Origin of the sequence: Cellulosimicrobium cellulans, assembly GCF_024124905.1 — a bacterium.
In the GTDB taxonomy this organism is placed as follows: Bacteria; Actinomycetota; Actinomycetes; order Actinomycetales; family Cellulomonadaceae; genus Cellulosimicrobium; species Cellulosimicrobium cellulans_G.
Map to the genome: position 1 here is coordinate 115,823 of NZ_JAMXST010000001.1, position 19,554 is coordinate 135,376.

Below are 19,554 nucleotides of genomic sequence, written 5' to 3' on the forward strand. Positions count from 1 at the left end.
CTCGGCAGCGAGGCTCGACGCGGGGTCAGCCGAGCTCGCTCGTGCCCGAGTACAGGTGCAGCACCGGGACGTGGAGCTCCTCGCGCGCGCGGGACGCCCAGTCGGTGTGGAACGTGTCCTCGACCGCGTGCGGGTAGGTCACGACGACGATCTCGCGCACGCCGTCCGCGGCGACGGCCTTGTGCAGCGCGGGCAGCGGGTCGTCGTCGACGACGGCGCCGTCGGCCTCGCGGCCCGCCGCGCGCAGCTCCGCGACGCTGCGCTCGAGCTGCTCGCCCGCCGTCGCCGTGGCCTGGACCGGCGAGGGCTCGCGACCGAGGACCTCGTCCCACGCCTCCTTGAGCTCGCCCACGCTGAGGTGGTCGATGATCCCGGAGATCACGTTGCGCTCGGTGTCCGCGGGCACGAGCACCCGGTAGGCGAGCTGCTCGCCCTCGTGCAGCGACAGGATGTGCTGCACGTCGGCCGGGTTCAGCGTGTCTTCGGTCAGGACGAGGATCGTGTCGGTCACGCGGGTCAGCCTATCGGCAGGAGCCAGCGCGCGGCGGTCGTACCGGCGGGGGAGCCGGGCCGGTCCTCGGGGCTGTGCAGCAGGTGCGCGAGGCGGGCGCCCCGGGGCGGGAGCGCCGTCGTGCCCGACGGCGCCGCCCCGGCCACGATGCGGCCCGGGCCCTGCCCGACGACGCTCGGCGTCGTGGTGACGCACAGCTCGTCGACGAGGTCCGCCGCGAGCAGGTCGCCCAGCAGCGTCGGCCCGCCCTCGGTGAGCACGCGGGCCAGCCCGCGCTCGGCGAGCGCGGCGAGCCCCGCGGCGAGGTCGACGGCGGCTCCCGGCGCGTGCCCGTCCCGCGTGCCCGCGGCGTCCTGCCCGACGACGAGCACCCGGTCCGCGGGCACGTCGCCCGTCGCCGTGGTCGCCCCGGCGGGGCCGGTCAGCACGAGGGGCGGCCGGTCGCCGCGGGCGAGGGCCTCGGGGACGCGGCCGGTCCGCGTCACGATCGCGAGCTCGAGCGGCGCGTCGTGCAGGTGCCGCAGCCCGCGCGGCCGGTCGAGCGCGGTGTACCCCTCGGCACGGGCCGTCCCTGCGCCGACGAGCACGACGTCGGCGAGCGCGCGCAGCACCCGGAAGACGCGCCAGTCCGCGTCGTCGTTGATCGACCCCGAGCGGTGGTCCGGACCCCACGCCGCGCCGTCGACGCTCGTGACCATGTTGGCGCGCACGACGTGCGCCCCGCGCGTAGGCGGGCCGTACGCGTAGAGCGCCGCGAGGCGTTCCTCGCGCGGGTCGGGCGGCAGGTGCTCCGCGGCGGGCAGGAGCACGTCGAGCGGGGGCAGGTCCGTGCGTCCCGCGGGTGGCCTGGCGGGTGCCGCAGGGGGCTCGTCGGAGGGTGCCGTGGTGGAGGTCACAGCGGCCAGGCTAGCCGCAGGCGTAGGCTGGATCCTCGTGACTGCGCCCGTCGCCGGTGGCGCCTCGGCCCCGGCAGCCCTCCCCGGCACCGCCCGCGCGTCGGCCCCCGACGCGACTCCCGACGCGCCCGGACGCACGCGCGCCCTCGCGGACGTTCGACCGTCCGTCCCGCCCGCGCGACTCCTGGCCGACCTGCTGCCGCCGCGGCACTTCGCCGACGCCCGCTTCTCGACCTACCGCGCGAACCCCGCGTACCCGAGCCAGGCGCGCACCGTCGCGCGGCTCGAGGAGGTCGCGGCCGCCGTCGCCAAGCCCGCGCGCAAGGGGCTCTTCGGCACCCGGAAGCAGACCGCGCCCGCGGTGTACATGGACGGCGGCTTCGGCGTCGGCAAGACCCACCTCCTCACGTCGCTCGCGCACGCCGTGGGCCTCGACGTGAGCGCCTACGGCACGTTCGTCGAGTACACGAACCTGGTGGGCGCGCTCGGGTTCCAGGCGACGGTCGACGCGCTCGCGACGAAGAAGCTCGTGTGCATCGACGAGTTCGAGCTCGACGACCCGGGCGACACCGTGCTCATGTCGCGCCTCCTGCGCGAGCTCGCCGACCGCGGCGTCGCGCTCGCGGCGACGTCGAACACGCTGCCCGAGGCGCTCGGCGAGGGCCGCTTCGCGGCGGAGGACTTCCTGCGCGAGATCCAGGCGCTCGCGGCCCGGTTCGAGGTGCTGCGCGTCGACGGCGAGGACTACCGCCACCGTGCGGTCGTCACCGACTCCGCCCCGCTGCCCGAGGACGCGGTGCGGGCCGCGGCCGTGGGCCGCACCGGCACGACGCTCGACGCGTTCGACGACCTGCTGGCGCACCTCTCGCACGTGCACCCCAGCCGTTACCGCGCGCTGCTCGACGGCGTCGAGGTCGTCGCGCTCACCGGCGTGCACACCGTGACCGAGCAGTCCGCCGCCCTGCGCCTCGTCGTCCTCGTCGACCGCCTCTACGATCGCGACGTGCCCGTGCTGCTCGCCGGGTCGGGCGACTACACGGGGGAGCGGAGCCTGTTCACGGAGGAGATGCTGCGCGGCGGGTACCGCAAGAAGTACTACCGCGCGCTCTCGCGCCTCGGCGCGCTCGCCGAGGACGGCCGCGCGGTCGCGCGCGCCTCCGCCTGACGGCCGGCCCGAGCGGGCACGTCGCCGCCCGGGCGGCTCATGTCGCGGCGAGGCGCTTCTTCTCGACCTCGATGTCGAAGTCGGCCGGGGGCCAGCCGAGGTCGAGGCGGCGCAGCGCGTCGAGCAGGAGCTCGCTCACCGCGAGGCGCGCGAACCACTTGCGGTCGGCCGGGACGACGTGCCACGGCGCGACCTCGGTGCTCGTCCGGTCGAGGACGGCCTGGTAGGCCTCCTGGTACGCGGGCCACTTCTGGCGCGAGTCGACGTCGTTCGGGTTGTACTTCCAGTACTTGTCCGGCCGCTCGAGGCGCTCCATGAGCCGCGCGCGCTGCTCCTCGTAGGACACGAGCAGCGCGACCTTGACGATGGTCGTGCCCGCCGCGACGACCTCCTCCTCGAACCGGTTGATCTCGTCGTACCGCGCCTCCCAGACCTCCGGGGGCACGAGCTCGTCGACGCGCGCGACGAGCACGTCCTCGTAGTGCGAGCGGTCGAAGACGCCGATGTACCCGGGCGCGGGCAGCGCCCTGCGGATCCGCCACAGGTAGTCGTGCTCGCGCTCCTCGGGCGTCGGGACGCCGAACGACCGGTGGGCGACGCCCTGCGGGTCGACGAGCCCGACGACGTGCCGCACGATGCCGCCCTTGCCCGCGGTGTCCATGCCCTGCAGCACGAGCAGGACCGAGCGCGACCCGCCCGAGCGGCCCTCGGCGAACAGGCGCTCCTGCAGCTCGGAGAGCTCGTCCGCGTGCCGCGCGACGAGCGCCTTGCCGGCCGCCTTGTCGCCGGCGAACCCCGGCGTGGACCCGCGGTCGAACGCCGCGAGGTCGAAGCCGGCGGGCACGCGCAACGACTCCGTGGGAGCGACCTCCCAGTCGGCGTCGAGCGCCGGCACGGATCCTGAGCCGGACCGCGCGCCCTTGCCGTGCTTCTTCTTCGGCTTCTTCGTCGTCGACATGGGCGTGAGCGTAGTCACACCCAGGACAGGACGGCGACCGAACGCGCGGGCAGGTCCACGTGGCGCCGGTGCACGGTCGTCTCCGGGTCCCACGCCGCGAGCAGGCGCGGCGTGCCGCCGAGCGCGAGCCGGAGCCGACGGCGCTCCTCGCCGAGGTTGACCGCGACCGCGACGGTCCGACGGTCCACGACGAACGCGGGACCGCCGCGCGGCGCCGACGCCGACGCCGTCTCCTCGCCCGAGGCGTCGTCGTCCACGCCCCCGGGGCCGTGCACGCGCACGACCGAGAGGTCGCCCGAGCGGACGTCCGGCCGCGCCCGCAGCGCCACCAGCGTCCGGTACCAGGCGAGCAGGCGCGCGTGCTCGCCGCGGTCGCGCTCGGACCAGTCGAGGACGCTCGCGTCGCGGGTCGCCGGGTCCTGCGGGTCGGGCACGGGCGCGCCGTCGCCCCACCCGTGGTCGGCGAACTCCGCGGCCCGCCCGCGCCGGACCGCCTCGGCGAGCTCCGGCTCGACGTGGTCGGTGAAGAACTGCCACGGCGTCGACGCGCCCCACTCCTCGCCCATGAAGAGCAGCGGGGTGAAGGGCGAGACCAGGACGAGCGCCGCGGCCACGGCGAGCCCGCCGCCGTCGAGCGTGGCCGACGTCCGGTCCCCGGACGCGCGGTTGCCCACCTGGTCGTGGTTCTGGGAGCTCACGACGAACGCGTGCCCGTCGGTCCCCGCCGGGACGGGGTGGCCCCAGGAGCGACCGCGGAAGGTGGAGAACGTGCCGTCGTGCACGAACACGCCCGTGAGCGCCTTGCGCAGCACCGCGACGGAGCCGAAGTCGACGTAGTAGCCCTGCCGCTCGCCCGTGAGGAGCGCGTGCACGGCGTGGTGGACGTCGTCGGCCCACTGGGCGCGCATGCCGCGACCGCCCTGCTCCACGCCCGTCACGGTCGCCGGGTCGTTCTCGTCCGACTCGGCGACGAGCGTGAGCGGGCGCCCCAGCTCCTGCTCCACGCGGTCGACGCGTCGCGCGAGCTCCGCGAGCAGGTGCGTGGGGGAGTCGTCGACGAGGGCGTGCACGGCGTCGAGGCGCAGCGCGTCGACGTGGAACTCGACGAACCACCGCTCGGCGTTGTCGATCACCCACTCGCGCACCTCCCGGCTGCCCGGCCGGTCGAGGTTCACCGCCGCGCCCCAGGGGGTCGTGTGCGCGTCGGTGAAGTACGGGCCGAACTCCGGCAGGTAGTTGCCCGACGGCCCGAGGTGGTTGTAGACGACGTCGAGCACGATCGCGAGGCCCCGGGCGTGGGCGGCGTCCACGAACCGCTGCAGGGCGCGGGGCCCCCCGTACGGCTCGTGCACCGCGTACAGGTGCACGCCGTCGTAGCCCCAGCCCCGCTCGCCGCCGAACGCCGCGACCGGCAGGAGCTCGACCGCGCCGACGCCCAGGTCGACGAGGTGGTCGAGCCGGTCGATCGCGGCGTCGAGCGTGCCCTGCGGCGTGAACGTGCCCACGTGCAGCTCGTAGACGACCTCGCCCCGCACGTCGCGGCCCGCCCACGCGTCGTCGGTCCAGGCGTACGTCGCGTCGAACGTGCGGCTCGGACCGTGCACGCCGTACGGCTGCCACGGGCTGCGGGGGTCGGGCCGGCCCGGTCCGCCGTCGACCGCGTAACCGTAGTCCGTGCCCCACGGCAGCTCGTGGTCGTAGCCCCACCACCCGGGCACGTGCGCCCCCACGAGGCGCAGCGGGAGCCGCTGCGCGCCCTCGAACGTCCCGGAGCCCGGCTCGGGCAGGAGCAGCTCGACGCTGCGCGCCGTCGGCGCCCACACGACCGGCCGCGGCCCGGGCACCGAGAGCATGGGGGTCGACCGAGGCGGGGGGACGCGAGGTGGCGGGATCCCGGGCACCGGGCTCGTCGGGTCGGTCGTCATGGCGCGTCCCCCGCGGGCTCCCGGGCCTCGCGCGGGCTCGCGACGGCGACGGCCGCCGCGTCGTCCTGGTCGACGAGGAGCGCGACCGGCAGGTCGGCGAGCAGGTCGGCCACGCGCACCGTGCCGGACGCGTGCTCCCGCCCGGTGAGCACGTCGACCCACGCCCCCGTGTCCGGGGGGAGCGCGACGACGTGGTCGCGCCACCCGCCCAGCCGGTCGACCGTGCCGGCCAGCCGCGTGGCGACGGTCACGACGCGCGCGACGTCCGCCTCACCGCGGCCCCGCGCGGTGCGCGCGAACGCGAGCGCGCACGGCGTCGACGACGCGACGGGCGCGTACCCGGCGCCGTCGCCCACGAACGCGCCGGCCAGGGCGCGGCGCAGCCGCAGCGCGCGCGCCGTGACGAGCAGCTTCTCGTCCGCGAGCGTGCGTGCGGGGGCCCCGCCGTCGAGCCGCTCGAGCCGCTCGGTCAGCGCCCCGACGTCCACCGGGCGGCGGTTGTCGGGGTCCACGAGGGTCGGCGCGTACGACTCCGCGCCCTGGTACACGTCCGCGACGCCGGGCGCCGTGAGCCGCACGAGCGTGATCCCGAGGCTCGCGGCGCGCAGCTCCTCGCGGTGGTCGCGGGACCACCGGGCGAACGCGCGGGTCACCGCGGGGTCGGCGAGCGCGCGCCGCGCGAGGTCCGCGACGGCCTCCTCGTAGGCGTCGTCCGGGCTCGTCCACGACGTCGCGACCTTCGCCTCGCGCAGCGCCTTGCGCAGGTAGTCGACGAGGCGGTCGGGCGCGATCGACGCGCCGGACGGGCCGTCCGACGCGCCGTCGGCCGGGTCGGCCTCGGCGCCCGCGTCGGGCAGCCACGTCCCCGCGACCGTCTGCCACAGCAGGTTCTCCGCGAGGCCGTCCACGAGCGCCCCGCGGTACGGGGCCGTCGCCGCGCGGACCTCGTCGACGAGCCGCGACCAGCCCGCCGCGTCCTCGGACAGCACCCCGAGCGCCGCGCGCGTGTCCTCACCGCGCTTGGTGTCGTGCGTCGACCCCGCCGTGAGGGCGTGCGGCGTGAGCGCGGCGAACCGCTGCGCGAACGCGTGCCAGTCGTGCACGCCGAGGCTGAACCGGTCCGGCTCGCCCCCCACCTCGCACAGGCTCACGAGCTCGGTCCACCGGTAGAACGCGGTGTCCTCCACCCCCTTCGCCGTCACCGCGCCGCAGACCTGCTGGAACCGCACCACGAGCTCGTCGCGGCGCGCCTCGCGGCGCCGACCCGCGCTCCCGACCTCCCGGCCCAGCACGAGGTCGACCACCACGTCGAGCGTCTCCGCGCGCTGCGGGTCGAGGCGGGCCCGGGCGCGCGCGGCGGCGTCCTCGACCGCACGGACCGCCTCGTGCCGTGGCGGGGTGCCCGGCACCACGTAGGCCCGGTACCGGTCGAACGCGACGAGCAGCTCGCGCAGGCACTGGTGCAGTCCGCGCCACGTGTGGTCGCGCAGGCGCGGGTCGTCGTGGCAGACGGCGGCCGCGAGGTCGGTCAGGCGGTGCAGCTCCGCGTAGAGCGGGCCCGCGACGACCTCGCGCTTCGCCTCCTCGACGAGCGCCCCCAGCCCGCCCGGCACGGCGCCCGTGAGGCGGGTCATCACCGCGTCCAGACCGGACCGGCCGCCGGGGTCGACGAAGAGCTGCTGCAGCCGCCACGCGACGTCGTAGCCCGTGGTCCCCACCGTCGCCCAGTCCGGGGGCACCTGCTCCTCGCCCGCGAGGATCTTCTCCACGACGACCCACGCGCCGTCGGTACGGTCGGCGAGACGCCGGAGGTACTGTGCCGGGTCGGCGAGGCCGTCCGGGTGGTCGATGCGCAGGCCGTCGACCGTGCCGTCCGTGACGAGGCCGAGCACGAGCGCGTGCGTCGCGTCGAACACCTCCTCGTCCTCGACCCGGACTGCGACGAGCGACCCGACGTCGAAGAAGCGCCGGTAGTTGAGCTCCTCGTCGCCCACGCGCCAGTACGCGAGGCGGTAGTGCTGACGCTCCACCAGCTCGGTGAGCGGCAGGTCCTCGGTGCCCGCCCGCACCGGGAAGACGTGGTCGTAGTACCGCAGCACGGGCCGCGGCCCCGGCGACCCGGGGACCTCGACCTCGTCGACCGTGATCTCGCCCGCCGCGAGCACGTCGCCCAGGCGCGCGCCGAGGACCGGCATGAGCACAGCGCCCTCGCCCGCCGACCAGTCGACGTCGAACCACCGGGCGTACGGCGAGTCGGCGCCGTCCTCGAGGACCGACCACAGCGCGTGGTTGTGCCACGCGGGCGTCGGCACCGCCATGTGGTTCGGCACGACGTCGAGCACCAGGCCCAGGCTCGCCGCCCGGGCGCTCGCGGCCAGGCGCCCCAGACCCTCGCGCCCGCCCAGTTCCGCGCTCACGCGCGTGTGGTCGACGACGTCGTAGCCGTGGGTCGAGCCGGGCGCGGCCTGGAGCACGGGGGAGAGGTAGAGGTGCGTGACCCCGAGCGACGCGAGGTAGGGCACCTGGCGCGCGGCGTCGTCGAACGTGAGGCCGGGGCCGAGCTGCAGGCGGTACGTCGAGACGGGGACGCGGGGCGGCGCGCCGGGCGTGCCGACGTCGGGCGTGGCCGTCATCGCAGCGGGGGCCGGGTCAGGACGATGACGCTGCGGCCCGTCACGGAGACCGTGTCGCCCGGGCGCAGGGCGTCGCCGACGTCCACCGTGCCGTCGGTGTCCAGCACGACGTCCCACCCCTCGCCGTACCGCGCGGGCGGCACGGTGAACTCGAGCGCGTCGGAGTGGGCGTTGAGCAGCAGGAGGAACGAGTCGTCGACGATCGGCTCGCCGCGCCGGTCCTTCTCGGGGATCGCGTCGCCGTTGAGGAACACCATGACGGTGCGCGCGTAGGCGTGGTCCCAGTCCTGCTGGTCCATGCGCGAGCCGGTGATGTCGAGCCACTCGATGTCCGGCAGCTCGTCGTCGACGGTCCCGGAGCCGCCGCGGCCCAGGAAGAAGCGCCGCCGGTGCAGCACGGGGTGGTCGCGCCGCAGCCACACCACGCGGCGGGCGAAGTCGAGCAGCGCGGCCCGCTCGTCGTCGAGGCCCTCCTCGCCGCCCCAGTCCATCCACGTGATCGCGTTGTCCTGGCAGTAGCCGTTGTTGTTGCCGCCCTGCGTGCGCGCGATCTCGTCGCCGTGCGCGAGCATGGGCACGCCCTGGGAGAGCAGGAGGGTCGCGAGGAAGTTGCGGCGCTGGCGCGCGCGGAGCTCTCGCACCTCGGGGTCGTCGGTCGGCCCCTCCGCCCCGCAGTTCCAGGACCGGTTGTGGCTCTCGCCGTCGTTGTTGCCCTCGCCGTTGGCCTCGTTGTGCTTCTCGTCGTAGGACACGAGGTCGTTGAGCGTGAAACCGTCGTGCGCGGTGACGAAGTTGATCGACGCGATGGGCTTGCGACCGCTGTGCTCGTAGAGGTCTGACGAGCCGGTGAGGCGGCTCGCGAGCTCGGGCAGCGTGGAGGGCTCGCCGCGCCAGAAGTCGCGCACGGTGTCCCGGTACTGCCCGTTCCACTCGGTCCACAGCGGCGGGAAGCCGCCCACCTGGTAGCCGCCGTCGCCGAGGTCCCACGGCTCGGCGATGAGCTTGACCTGGGAGATCACCGGGTCCTGCTGGACGATGTCGAAGAAGGCCGAGAGGCGGTCGACCTCGTGGAACTGCCGGGCCAGGGTCGCCGCGAGGTCGAAGCGGAACCCGTCCACGTGCATCTCGGTCACCCAGTACCGCAGCGAGTCCATGATGAGCTGGAGCACGTGCGGCGAGCGCATGAGCAGCGAGTTGCCCGTGCCCGTGGTGTCGAAGTAGTGCGCCTCGTCGCCGTCGACCAGGCGGTAGTACGCCTTGTTGTCGATGCCGCGGAAGCTCAGCGTCGGGCCCAGGTGGTTGCCCTCCGCGGTGTGGTTGTAGACGACGTCGAGGATGACCTCGATGCCCGCCTCGTGCAGGGCCTTGACCATGGTCTTGAACTCCATGACCTGCTGCCCGCGCGTGCCGTACGCCGCGTACCCGTTGTGGGGCGCGAAGAAGCCGATGGTGTTGTAGCCCCAGTAGTTCGACAGGCCCTTCTCGACGAGCGTGGGGTCGTTGACGAACTGGTGCACCGGCATGAGCTCGACCGCCGTGACGCCGAGCGTCACGAGGTGCTCGACGACGGCCGGGTGGGCCATGCCGGCGTACGTGCCGCGCAGGTCGTCCGGCACGTCCGGGTGGAGCATCGTCATGCCCTTGACGTGCGCCTCGTAGATGACGCTGTCGTGGTAGTCCCGGTTCGGCGGGCGGTCGTGACCCCAGTCGAAGTACGGGTTGATGACGACCGAGACCATCGTGTGCCCGGCCGAGTCGTCGTCGTTGAGCGGGGGAGCGGGCGGGGGCGCGTCGTCCGCGTCGGCGCCCTCGGGTGCCTCGTCCGCCGGTGCCGCGTCGCCGGCGTCGGCGAAGCGGTAGGAGAACAGCGACTCGTCGCCGTCGACCTGTCCTTCGATCGCCTTCGCGTACGGGTCGAGGAGCAGCTTGGCCGGGTTGCACCGGTGACCGTTCGCCGGGTCGTACGGCCCGTGCACGCGGTAGCCGTAGCGCGTGCCGGGGCCCTTCCCGGGCAGGTAGACGTGCCAGACGTGCGCGTCCACCTCCTCGAGGTCGACGCGCGTCTCGGTGCCGTCGTCGCCGAGGAGGCAGAGCTCCACGCGCTCCGCGACCTCGGAGAACAGGGCGAAGTTCGTCCCCGTCCCGTCGTAGGTGGCGCCGAGCGGGTAGGGGTGGCCGGGCCAGGTCTGCATGCCCCTGAGGATTCCACGCATCCCGGGTCGCTGTCGTCGCAGACGACGCCCGACGCCGGGTGACGACGGACACTCGCCATCAAATAGTGTGCCAAGCGCCCATGGGTCCCGCGGCTCGGCCCGCGCTCGTCTCACCGCCCCAGCCAGGAACGGGTCTCCACGACGACGCGGCCGCGGACGGTCGTGCATCGGGGCGTCGGACCTGGTAGACCCGTGCCATGAGCACCCACGCAGACCACCGCGACGACCTCAACGAGTCGGACGTCGCCTCCGCACGACTGTCCCCGCGCCGCGAGGAGGAGGGGGAGGCCGTGGGCGACGTGCTGACCGGTGGGGACGTGACCAAGGCCCCGCAGTCGCTGTCGGAGAACGAGCGCCGGCCGATCGACGGTGCGTCGTCGGGTACGTCCTGGGACGACCCCGACGAGCTCTGATCGTCAGTCGACGCGCGGCAGCCGGTCGGCGTCGACCGGGATGAGGCGGGGCATCCCGGCGGGGGCGACCGCGCTGAGCGCGAGGTAGCGGGCCTCCGCCCGATGGAGGCGGATGTGCTCGTCGACGGTCCAGTCCGGGCCGTTCGTGAGCGACATGCCGCACGAGCAGTCGATCGCCACCCGCCCGGCCCCCTCCTCGCGGACCTGCCCGATCGTGACGTGCGCGGACCGCGCGTCCGCCTTCGCGCGGCGCATGCTCGCGCTGACGGGTTCGGGGCGCGTGGCCTCCGGCGACGGGTTCGGGGCGGGTGCGGCACTCACAGGTCCCGAGCCTAGACGGCCCCGTCGCGCTGCCGCGCACGCACGGTCGCCGCGCGCCGACCGTGCGGGCGCCGGACCTGCTCCCCCTCAGTGGGTGTGCGCGATCCCGAGGGCGTGCGCCCGCTCGTGCTCCCGCTCGGCGGCCTCGCGCGCGGCGATGCGCGCCCGGACCTCCTCGCGACGGAGCGGAGGCACGGTCGACGGCGGGTTGCGGCGCTCCGGCAGCTCGCCGAGCAGCCGCGCGACGACGGCCGTGACCTCGTCGACCGCGCGCTCGAACGGCTCCTGGGTCGCGGCGCTGGTCCGCTGGATCCCGGTGACCTTCCGGACGAACTGGCGTGCGGCCGCCTCGATCTCCTCGTCCGTGGCAGGGGGCTCGAGGCCGCGCAGGGTCGTGATGTTCCGGCACATGCCCTCGACGCTACGTGCGAGCGAGGAGCATCACAAGGGCGGCCCCGTCAGGCGAAGCGTGCGGTGACGGCAAGCGTCTCCCCGACGTCGACGCGGACGTCCGCGAGCCGCACGCCCGGGGGCAGGTCGGACACGAGGTCGACCCGGTGCCCCTCCGCCTTGGCGAGCTCGCCGCGCGCGGCCAGGAGCAGCGCCGCGACGACGGGGTTGCGGCTCGACAGCTCGAGGTCCCGGACGGTGAGCACCATGTGCGCGTCGACCTCGGCGGTCCCTGCCGCGCGCACGCTCGCGGAGAGGATGCCCTTGCGGACCCGGGCGAACCCGCGGAGCGTCACGCTGCGAGGCCCCGCGGACTCGAGGTCGACGTCGAGCGACGCCAGCGTGAGGCCGAGGTTCTGGAGCTCCGTCGCCACGAGGCGCCGGGCGGTCTCGACGAGGGCGTCGCGGGGTGCGGCGACGCGGACGTGGCCGCTGAGAGGCGCGGCGTCGTCCGGCTCGACGGGCTCGATCCCCAGACCGCCGGCGGTGTCCTCGACCCAGCGGAACCGCAGGCCCTCGGCCTCCGCGACGACGTCGACCGGTACGTCCTCGACGAGGAGGGGGTGCGCGTCGACGCGCACCCGGCGCAAGACCGCGTCCTCGCGCGCCCGCACGTCCTCGACGTCGCGGGTCTCGTGCCCGTCGGTCGAGGCGCGCTCCGCGCCCGGAGCGGCTCCCTGGCCTCCGACGCGCACGCGGACCCCTGTCAGGTCGACGTCGAGCCGGGAGACGTCGGGGCCGTCGAGCTCGGCGTCGAGGCGGGCCCGGTCGGCACCCTCGACGGTCGGCCCGAGCAGGTCGAGCAGGGCGGGGCGCAGCCGGGCGCGGAGATCGACGGAGGTCGTGGGTCGCGGGGCGGCGCCGAACGGCAGCACGTCGTGGGCGGGGCTCAGGTCGGGCATGGGCCGAGGGTAGTGGACGACGAAGGCCGCCCCGGGGAACCGGGGCGGCCTTCGAGCCGGTGGGCGATACTGGGATCGAACCAGTGACCTCTTCCGTGTCAGGGAAGCGCGCTACCGCTGCGCCAATCGCCCGGGGTGCTGCACTGCTGCGAGGTGGAGATGGGATTCGAACCCACGTATACGGCTTTGCAGGCCGCTGCCTCGCCTCTCGGCCACTCCACCTTGAGACGCGTCCTCTCACGCTCCCGGAGGAGTAGGTTAGAGAGTGGGCCTCCGAGCGGATGACGGGACTCGAACCCGCGACCCTCACCTTGGCAAGGTGATGCTCTACCAACTGAGCCACATCCGCGCGGCCGGTCCTGCGAGAGCTCTCGCGAGCCCTCCGGTGTTCCGGCGCGAAGCACATACTAGCCGACTTCCGACCTGAACCGTGCATCCGGTCCGGGAGGCGGTCGGCACGCGAGAGGCCGCTCCGGACGGTGCCGGGGCGGCCTCTCGCAGGTGCTCGTGGGCGATACTGGGATCGAACCAGTGACCTCTTCCGTGTCAGGGAAGCGCGCTACCGCTGCGCCAATCGCCCAAAGGGTGGTGCTGTTGCGAGGTGGAGATGGGATTCGAACCCACGTATACGGCTTTGCAGGCCGCTGCCTCGCCTCTCGGCCACTCCACCGCGACCTGCCCTCCGCCGCCGCGAGGGCGGACGGAGAGTGGGCCTCCGAGCGGATGACGGGACTCGAACCCGCGACCCTCACCTTGGCAAGGTGATGCTCTACCAACTGAGCCACATCCGCGCGGCCGGTCTCTGGAAGGTGTCGAGGAATCGCTTCCTGCTGCCCTCCGGCGTTCCGGCGCGTCCCAGACATTAGTCCACGTTCGCGCCCGGCGTCCAACCGGCGCCGTCCCGTGCGCGTCGAGTTCGACCCGGGCGCCGGGCGAGCGGCGCACTGGCGGTCGGTAGCGTGGTCCCGTGCCAGGACCTGGGAGAACGTCGTCGAGGCCGGGGCTCGCCCTCTTCGCGGACCGCGCCGCCACCGGCGCCGTGGAGGTCGTCGACCTGTGGCGCGAGCCGGAGCGGCTCGCCGACGACGGGCCGTGGTTCGTCGTGGCGGACTTCGACGCGCCGGCCCGCGGCGGGCGGGCGCGCGCGTGGCGGTTCGCCGAGCGCGTCGACCCGGCCGCGCTCTCCCGGGACGGCGGGGGCGCGTGGCGCGGACCTGCGCCGTCGGGCTGGACGAGCTCGATGGACCGGGCCGCGTACGAGGCCGCGGTCGCCCGGGTGCGCGACGAGGTCCGCGAGGGCGAGGTCTACCAGGCCAACGTCTGCCGTGTGCTGTCCGCCCCGCTCGTCGACCCGGACGCGGGCGAGCCGGACGCCCTGGCCCTCGGGCGGCGTCTGGCCCGGGGGAACCCGGCGCCGTACGGGGGCGTCCTGCACGTCCCGGCGAGCTCCGGCGTCGACCCGGTGTGGGTCGTGACGGCGTCGCCCGAGCTCTTCCTCCGCGTCGCAGGCGGGACGGTCACCTCCGGCCCCATCAAGGGGACGGCCCCCGCCCCGGACGGGCTCACCGCCAAGGACCGGGCGGAGAACGTCATGATCACCGACCTCGTGCGCAACGACCTGCAGCGCGTGTGCGACCCGGGCACCGTCGAGGTCACGGACCTGCTCGCGGTCGAACCCCACCCCGGCCTGGTGCACCTCGTGAGCACGGTCACCGGCCGCCTGCGTCCCGGGTTACGCTCCGGCGCGTCGCTGTGGCCGGCGCTGCTCGACGCCACGTTCCCGCCCGCGTCGGTGTCCGGTGCCCCGAAGTCGTCGGCGCTCCGGATCATCGACGCGCTCGAGCCCGTCCCACGCGGCCCGTACTGCGGCGCGGTCGGCTGGGTCGACGGCGACGAGGCGGTGCTCGCGGTCGGGATCCGGACCTTCTGGTGGGCCGACGGCGTGCTCCGGTTCGGCACGGGGGCCGGGATCACGTGGGGGAGCGACCCGGCGCGGGAGTGGGAGGAGACCGAGCTCAAGGCGCGGCGCCTCGTCGGCCTCGCCTCCGGCACACTGGACCCATGAGCCCCGCTGCCGCCACGACGCCGACGTCCGACCGCCCGTCCGGGAACCTCGTGATCTGGGCCGACGGACGTCTCGTCCGCCCGGGCGAGGAGGCGCTGAGCGCCGTGGACCACGGCCTGACGGTCGGGGACGGCGTGTTCGAGACGTGCGCCGTGTTCGACGGGCGGGCCTTCGCGCTCACCCGCCACCTGCGCCGGCTCGCGCGGTCCGCCGCGGGTCTCGGCCTCGACGCGCCGGACGAGCAGCGCGTGCTGGACGGCGTCGCGGCCGTCCTCGCCGAGGCCGACGCCCGGACGCGCACGGGGGCGGGCGACGTCGGCCGCCTGCGCATCACCGTGACCGCGGGCATCGGCCCGCTCGGGTCCGGCCGGACTCCCGGCGCGCAGACGGTCGTCGTCGCCGCGGGACCCGCGACCATCAGCCCCACCGGCCGGGCCGTGCGCTCGCCGTGGACGCGCAACGAGCGGTCCGCCGTCGCCGGGCTCAAGACGACGTCGTACGCCGAGAACGTCGTCGCGCTCGCCGACGCCGTCGCGCGGGGCGGCGACGAGGCGCTCCTCGCCAACACCGCGGGCGACCTGTGCGAGGGCACGGGCGCGAACGTGTTCGTCGAGCGCGGGGGCGAGCTCGTCACGCCGCTCCTGGCGTCCGGGTGCCTCGCCGGGATCACGCGCGAGCTGCTGCTCGAGTGGGCCGCGGAGGACGGGCTGCCCGTGCGCGAGGCCCGCCCCGGAGAGCTGCCGTTCGCGGTGCTCGACGAGGTGACCGCAGGGGACGCCGCGCTGCTCCTCACCGGCTCGGTCCGCAACGTCCAGCCCGTGACCTGGCTCGACGGCGTCGACGTGGCGGCCGGGGAGCTGTCGCTCGCCGCGCGCGAGCTCTTCGAGCGGCGCCGTCGCGAGCGTCTCGACCCCTGATCCGGGCCGGTTTTTCGATACGGTCCGTTTCAGGCTAGTATCGACCACGCACTCGGGCGATTGGCGCAGTGGTAGCGCGCTTCGTTCACACCGAAGAGGTCACTGGTTCGAACCCAGTATCGCCCACCCGAGATCAAGGCCCGGAACCGTATGGTTCCGGGCCTTTGTCGTGTCGAGGACGTGCGTCAGGGCGGCCGGTGGACAGGCCGACGCGGTAGCCTGGCGCTCCGCACGACGACGCACCGTCGTCGTCCGACGATGGCCCGGCGCCGCCGCTGAAAGGCGCCTCACGATGAACGACCTCACCTGGGGAGCTCCCGTACCGCGCCGATGAGCGGCGCCAAGTCCACGCCGCGCGAGTTGCGCCGCGCCCGCCGGTCGTCCCGGCACGGTTGCTGGGGATACCTGGTCGTCGCGCCGTTGTGGGTCGCGTACGACGCCAACCTCGGAACCCTCCTGCGCACGTGCGACGCCGTGGGGGCGTGTCTCGCCGTGCCGCGCACGCCGCACTACCGGCGGGCGCTCGCCGTGGGCGACACGCTCAAGGGACGACGTCTGTGCCTCCACCGGGTCGCGCCGTCGAAGGAGGGGTGGCTCGACGCCGAGCAGGCCGCCGGGAAGCGGCTCGTCGCCGTCGAGCTCGCCGAGGGCGCGACGCCGCTGCCGCGGCTCGGTCCGGCGCGGGAGCCGACGGTGCTGCTGCTCGGGCACGAGCGGCACGGCGTGCCGGACGACGTCCTCGCGCGCGACGACGAGTGCGTCGAGATCCCGATGGCGGGCTGGGGCGCGAGCCTCAACGTCGCGGTCGCGGGCAGCCTGGTGCTGTACCGCCTGGCGGGCCTGGCGTGAGAGCCCGGGCGTGCGGTGCGAGCGGCGGGGAGGGCTCCTAGGGTTCCGAGCATGTCGAGCAGGGGGTCGTACGTCCTGGCGTCCGTGTCACGCGCGGTGCGCACCGTCGAGCTGGTCGCCGAGTCGGGGGCGATGCGCCTGGCCGAGCTGGCGTCGTGTCTCGGCGTGAGCCGCCCGGGGGCCTTCCGCATCGCGCAGACCCTCGTCGCGCACCGCTGGCTCGTCCAGGGCACGGACCGCCGTTACCGGATCGGACCCGCCGTGCGGGCCCTCCCCGTAGACCCGGGACCGGGTCCGGCGGAGGGTTCGGCGCGGCGTCCGGGACGCTCGACCGACGCCTGAGATGCCGAGGCCGTCTTGCCATCTGAGCCGAGGCGTCGGTGGGAGCGGGTGAATGTTCGCGACAAATCGCACGTGCATGCCGGAGATAGCGTCGATACCGGACGAAGCGGCCAGTTCTGGACAGATGTCCAGCCTGCGAGCCGCCCGGGTGCCGGGCAGGCTGCCCGCATGCTCTGGGTGACGGTCGGCTGGGTACTGGTCGTCCTCGGCGCAGCGACCGCGATCGTCCCCGCGGGACGTGCCCGTCGCCGTGGCGCGACGGGCGCCGAGGGCCTCGCCATCGGGTGCGGCGGAGGCCTCGCACTGTGGGGAGTGGTCGTGGTGGTGGTCGTCACGGTGCTCCAACGACCCTGACGGCGGCCGGTCCCCCTCCTTGTGCAGGGGGCAGGGAGGTGGACCGGTCACCCTCGCAGGGCGGCGACGAGCCGCCGCGCGTCGGCCTCGATGCGGTCGAGCACGCGGCGGTAGACGTCCTCCGACCGCCCGTAGGGGTCCTCGACGTCCGGGGCGTCGCGCTCCAGGTCGAGGCTCGCGCGCGCCCGGGGCGCGGCGGCGGCGACGTCGGCGAGCCGCGCGGCGTCGTCCGCCCCGGGTGCGCCAGCTCCCAGCCGTTCCGCGATCGACGCGAGCTCCGTGAAGAGGAAGGTCCGCCGGAGCGCCGACGGCGCCAGCTCGAGGACCGCGGCCCGGTGCTGGCGCGTCATCGTGAGCACGAGGTCCCCGGAGCGGACCAGGTCCTCGGTGAGCGAGCGGGCGACGAAGCCCGACGGGTCGAGGCCGCGGTCCGACAGGAGACGGGCCATGACGGGCGCGACGGGTGCGCCGACCACGGCGCCCGTCCCGGCGCTGGCCACGACCACGGAGTCGTCCAGCGCGGCACCAAGCACGAGCTGTGCCGCGGGCGACCGACAGATGTTCCCGGTGCAGACGACGAGGACGGAGAGCACGCTTCAGACCTCCTGGCGACCGCGGGTCTGGGTAATGTAGCGCGAGCGGCGGCCCGCACCGGAGCCGTCGCGTCGGGGGCGAGTCGCGGGGGGCGGCATGGTGCACGACGGGTGGGGTCCACGGTGGGCAGGGGCCGCGACGCTGGTCGCGCCCTCCGCACGACCGGAGCCAGGACGAGGTCGTCCTGCGGCACGGCGACCGTCCCGCCGAGCGCCCTCTCCGCGGCGGCGCAGGCGCGTCGCCGTGGCCGGCGGGATCGCCCTCGTCGTGGCGCTGGCGTGGTCCGCGTGGCTGGTCACGGACGTCCTGCGCGCGCGTGCCGCACTCCAGGACGTGGCCTCCACCCTGCCCGCCGTGCAGGAGCACGTGCGGACGGGCCGGGACGCCGGGGCGGCGATCGACGACGTCCGTCGGTCCGCACGCGTCGCGGCGTCCGCGACGCACGGCCCGCACTGGACGGTCGCCCGCGCGCTGCCGTTCGTCGGCGACGACGCGCGAGCCCTCGGGGAGGCCACTGGCGCTGTCGACCGGGTCGCTCAGGACGCCCTCCCGCGCCTCGCGGACGCCGTCGCCGTCGCGTCCCCGTCGGCCCTCGCGCCGACCGCCGGCGCCGTCGACCTGGGGCCTCTCCGCGCGGCGCGCGACGACGTCGTCGCCGCGGACCGCGCGGTCGTGGCGTCGTACGAGACCGTCGCGGGCATCGACACCTCCACCCTCGTGAGCCCGCTGGCCGCCGCGGTGGACGACCTGCGCGAGCAGCTCGGCGGCGTCGCCTCCCAGACGGCGACCGCCGCGCGCGCGGTCCAGCTCGTCCCGCCGATGCTCGGCGCCGACGGCGTGCGGGACTACCTCGTGCTCGTCCAGAACAACGCCGAGCCGCGCGCGACGGGCGGGATCGCCGGCTCGGTGCTCCACCTCCGGGCGGACTCGGGCGCCGTCGAGCTCGTGGAGGTCCGTCCGGGCAGCGCGCTCGGCGCGTTCCCGGAGAGCGTGGTCGACCTGAGCGGCTCCGAGGCCGCGCTGTTCGGCGACGACCTCGGCAGGTACATGCTCAACGTCACGTCCACCCCCGACTTCCCGCGCGCCGCACGCGTGGCGCGCGAGGCCTGGTTGCGGCAGACGGGTGCGGAGATCGACGGCGTGGTCGCCGTGGACCCCGTGGCCCTCGCGGGGGTGCTCGGCGGCGTCGGGCCGGTCGAGGTCGCGACGCCGGGCGGCGGGACGCTCCGGCTCACGACGCAGGACGCGGCCGCCTACCTGCTCCACGGCGTCTACGTCGACCACGCGGACCCGGCGGAGCAGGACGCCGTGCTGGCCCTGGTCGCCCGCGAGGTGCTCGGCTCGCTGACCACAGGGGAGGGGGACGCTGCGGCGCTCGTCGACGCGCTCGCCGGGTCGGCCCGGGACGGTCGTCTGCTCGTGTGGTCCGCCCGGGCCGCGGAGCAGGACCTCCTGGCGGGCACGGTCCTCTCCGGCGAGCTCGAGGGCCGCCGCACCGACCCCGCGGGCGGTCCGACGTCTCCCGTCGTCGGGGTCTACCTCAACGCGACGACCGCGTCCAAGACCGGCTACTACCTCGACTCCACCGTGGCGGTCGACGACGTGACGTGCCGTCCCGACGGCTCCCAGACCTTCACGGTGCACGTGACGCTCGCCTCCACGCTCACCCGCGCGGAGGCGGCAGAGCTGCCCGAGTACGTCCTCGGAGCCGGAGGGGACGGCACGATACGGACCAACCTGCTCGTCTACGCGCCGCAGGGCGGAGGGATCCGCGGGGCGTCGACGGGCGAGGGCGAGCCCGGGCTCTTCGCCCAGGTGCACGACGGGCTCGTCGTCGGAGCGCGGTCGGTCGCGCTCGCGCCAGGGGAGTCCGCGACGTACGAGTACGAGGTCGTCAGCGGCAAGAACCAGCGCGGCAGTGTTTCCGTGAGGAAAACTCCCGGTGCCAGGAACGAGACGACGGCCCTCCCGGCTGTCGGGTGCGGCACGGGTGTGTTCTCCTGAGGGAGCACGGCGGGGGCACGTGCGACGGCCGACGTCCGTGAC

The 19,554-nt window shown here is 75.0% G+C and carries 18 protein-coding genes and 7 tRNA genes; 9 read left to right on the forward strand and 16 right to left on the reverse strand.

What is annotated here, in order from left to right; translation table 11 throughout:
• Positions 1 to 25 precede the first annotated feature (25 nt).
• A complete protein-coding gene (locus tag NHH00_RS00460; RefSeq protein WP_253049193.1) occupies positions 26 to 511 on the reverse strand; it encodes a hypothetical protein in 486 nt (161 codons plus the stop codon).
• Between the two features lie 5 nt (positions 512 to 516).
• Positions 517 to 1,407 carry a dihydrofolate reductase family protein gene (locus NHH00_RS00465; RefSeq protein WP_253049195.1) on the reverse strand — a complete coding sequence of 297 codons (891 nt, stop codon included), beginning with the start codon at positions 1,405 to 1,407 and terminating at the stop codon, positions 517 to 519.
• Between the two features lie 37 nt (positions 1,408 to 1,444).
• On the opposite strand from NHH00_RS00465, the gene zapE reads away from it, so the two are divergent.
• A complete protein-coding gene (gene zapE / locus NHH00_RS00470) occupies positions 1,445 to 2,572 on the forward strand; it encodes a cell division protein ZapE (RefSeq protein WP_308202238.1) in 1,128 nt (375 codons plus the stop codon).
• Between the two features lie 37 nt (positions 2,573 to 2,609).
• Here zapE and NHH00_RS00475 read toward each other — a convergent pair whose 3' ends face one another.
• The 4 genes from NHH00_RS00475 to glgX all read right to left on the reverse strand — a co-directional run bounded on the left by NHH00_RS00475 (position 2,610) and on the right by glgX (position 10,280).
• Complete coding sequence (locus NHH00_RS00475) at positions 2,610 to 3,530, reverse strand: PPK2 family polyphosphate kinase (protein WP_253049197.1); 921 nt, start codon at positions 3,528 to 3,530, stop codon at positions 2,610 to 2,612.
• 14 nt (positions 3,531 to 3,544) lie between these two features.
• On the reverse strand, positions 3,545 to 5,383 hold the full coding sequence (treZ, locus tag NHH00_RS00480) for a malto-oligosyltrehalose trehalohydrolase (RefSeq protein WP_253049199.1): 1,839 nt from the start codon (positions 5,381 to 5,383) through the stop codon (positions 3,545 to 3,547).
• A 68-nt stretch (positions 5,384 to 5,451) separates the two neighbouring features.
• Entirely contained in the window at positions 5,452 to 8,088 is a 2,637-nt protein-coding gene (gene treY, locus NHH00_RS00485) for a malto-oligosyltrehalose synthase (RefSeq protein WP_253049203.1), read from the reverse strand.
• A complete protein-coding gene (gene glgX / locus NHH00_RS00490; protein WP_253049205.1) occupies positions 8,085 to 10,280 on the reverse strand; it encodes a glycogen debranching protein GlgX in 2,196 nt (731 codons plus the stop codon). The genes treY and glgX overlap by 4 nt, the downstream gene beginning before the upstream one ends.
• 218 nt (positions 10,281 to 10,498) lie before the next feature.
• On the opposite strand from glgX, the gene NHH00_RS00495 reads away from it, so the two are divergent.
• Positions 10,499 to 10,714: a hypothetical protein gene (locus NHH00_RS00495; protein ID WP_253049206.1), complete on the forward strand. Its 216-nt coding sequence runs from the start codon at positions 10,499 to 10,501 to the stop codon at positions 10,712 to 10,714.
• 3 nt (positions 10,715 to 10,717) lie between these two features.
• Here NHH00_RS00495 and NHH00_RS00500 read toward each other — a convergent pair whose 3' ends face one another.
• The 9 genes from NHH00_RS00500 to NHH00_RS00540 form a co-directional block, all read right to left on the reverse strand.
• Positions 10,718 to 11,035, reverse strand: coding sequence for a hypothetical protein (locus tag NHH00_RS00500; RefSeq protein WP_253049208.1), 318 nt, complete (start codon positions 11,033 to 11,035; stop codon positions 10,718 to 10,720).
• An 87-nt stretch (positions 11,036 to 11,122) separates the two neighbouring features.
• The gene (locus tag NHH00_RS00505; RefSeq protein WP_253049210.1) at positions 11,123 to 11,446 is read right to left on the reverse strand and encodes a DUF2277 domain-containing protein; all 324 of its coding nucleotides are present in this window, start codon (positions 11,444 to 11,446) and stop codon (positions 11,123 to 11,125) included.
• A 47-nt stretch (positions 11,447 to 11,493) separates the two neighbouring features.
• Positions 11,494 to 12,387, reverse strand: a complete 894-nt coding sequence (locus tag NHH00_RS00510; RefSeq protein WP_253049212.1) for a hypothetical protein — start codon at positions 12,385 to 12,387, stop codon at positions 11,494 to 11,496.
• 60 nt (positions 12,388 to 12,447) lie between these two features.
• Positions 12,448 to 12,519: transfer RNA gene (locus tag NHH00_RS00515), tRNA-Val, on the reverse strand.
• A gap of 19 nt (positions 12,520 to 12,538) precedes the next feature.
• A tRNA-Cys gene (locus NHH00_RS00520) sits at positions 12,539 to 12,609 on the reverse strand.
• Positions 12,610 to 12,663: 54 nt separating this feature from the next.
• Positions 12,664 to 12,736 (reverse strand) — tRNA-Gly (locus NHH00_RS00525).
• 159 nt (positions 12,737 to 12,895) lie between these two features.
• Positions 12,896 to 12,967 (reverse strand) — tRNA-Val (locus NHH00_RS00530).
• A 19-nt stretch (positions 12,968 to 12,986) separates the two neighbouring features.
• Positions 12,987 to 13,057, reverse strand: a tRNA-Cys gene (locus NHH00_RS00535).
• 48 nt (positions 13,058 to 13,105) lie between these two features.
• Positions 13,106 to 13,178, reverse strand: a tRNA-Gly gene (locus NHH00_RS00540).
• 176 nt (positions 13,179 to 13,354) lie between these two features.
• Between NHH00_RS00540 and NHH00_RS00545 the strand changes: the two genes are divergently transcribed.
• From NHH00_RS00545 to NHH00_RS00570, 6 genes are all read left to right on the forward strand, one after another.
• Positions 13,355 to 14,452, forward strand: a complete 1,098-nt coding sequence (locus NHH00_RS00545; protein WP_253049214.1) for an anthranilate synthase component I family protein — start codon at positions 13,355 to 13,357, stop codon at positions 14,450 to 14,452.
• Complete coding sequence (locus NHH00_RS00550; RefSeq protein WP_253049215.1) at positions 14,449 to 15,369, forward strand: aminotransferase class IV; 921 nt, start codon at positions 14,449 to 14,451, stop codon at positions 15,367 to 15,369. The genes NHH00_RS00545 and NHH00_RS00550 overlap by 4 nt, the downstream gene beginning before the upstream one ends.
• Before the next feature lie 54 nt (positions 15,370 to 15,423).
• Positions 15,424 to 15,495, forward strand: a tRNA-Val gene (locus tag NHH00_RS00555).
• Between the two features lie 204 nt (positions 15,496 to 15,699).
• Positions 15,700 to 16,218 (forward strand): TrmH family RNA methyltransferase, encoded by a 519-nt coding sequence (locus tag NHH00_RS00560; RefSeq protein WP_253049216.1) that lies wholly within the window; start codon positions 15,700 to 15,702, stop codon positions 16,216 to 16,218.
• A gap of 51 nt (positions 16,219 to 16,269) precedes the next feature.
• A complete protein-coding gene (locus tag NHH00_RS00565; RefSeq protein ID WP_253049218.1) occupies positions 16,270 to 16,560 on the forward strand; it encodes a helix-turn-helix domain-containing protein in 291 nt (96 codons plus the stop codon).
• 168 nt (positions 16,561 to 16,728) lie between these two features.
• Positions 16,729 to 16,914: a hypothetical protein gene (locus tag NHH00_RS00570; RefSeq protein WP_253049220.1), complete on the forward strand. Its 186-nt coding sequence runs from the start codon at positions 16,729 to 16,731 to the stop codon at positions 16,912 to 16,914.
• A gap of 47 nt (positions 16,915 to 16,961) precedes the next feature.
• Here the strand turns inward: NHH00_RS00570 and NHH00_RS00575 are convergent, their stop codons facing one another.
• The gene (locus NHH00_RS00575) at positions 16,962 to 17,507 is read right to left on the reverse strand and encodes an arsenate reductase/protein-tyrosine-phosphatase family protein (protein ID WP_253049222.1); all 546 of its coding nucleotides are present in this window, start codon (positions 17,505 to 17,507) and stop codon (positions 16,962 to 16,964) included.
• 244 nt (positions 17,508 to 17,751) lie between these two features.
• Here NHH00_RS00575 and NHH00_RS00580 point away from each other — a divergent pair, with 244 nt between their 5' ends.
• A complete protein-coding gene (locus NHH00_RS00580) occupies positions 17,752 to 19,512 on the forward strand; it encodes a DUF4012 domain-containing protein (protein WP_253049224.1) in 1,761 nt (586 codons plus the stop codon).
• Positions 19,513 to 19,554: the final 42 nt, after the last annotated feature.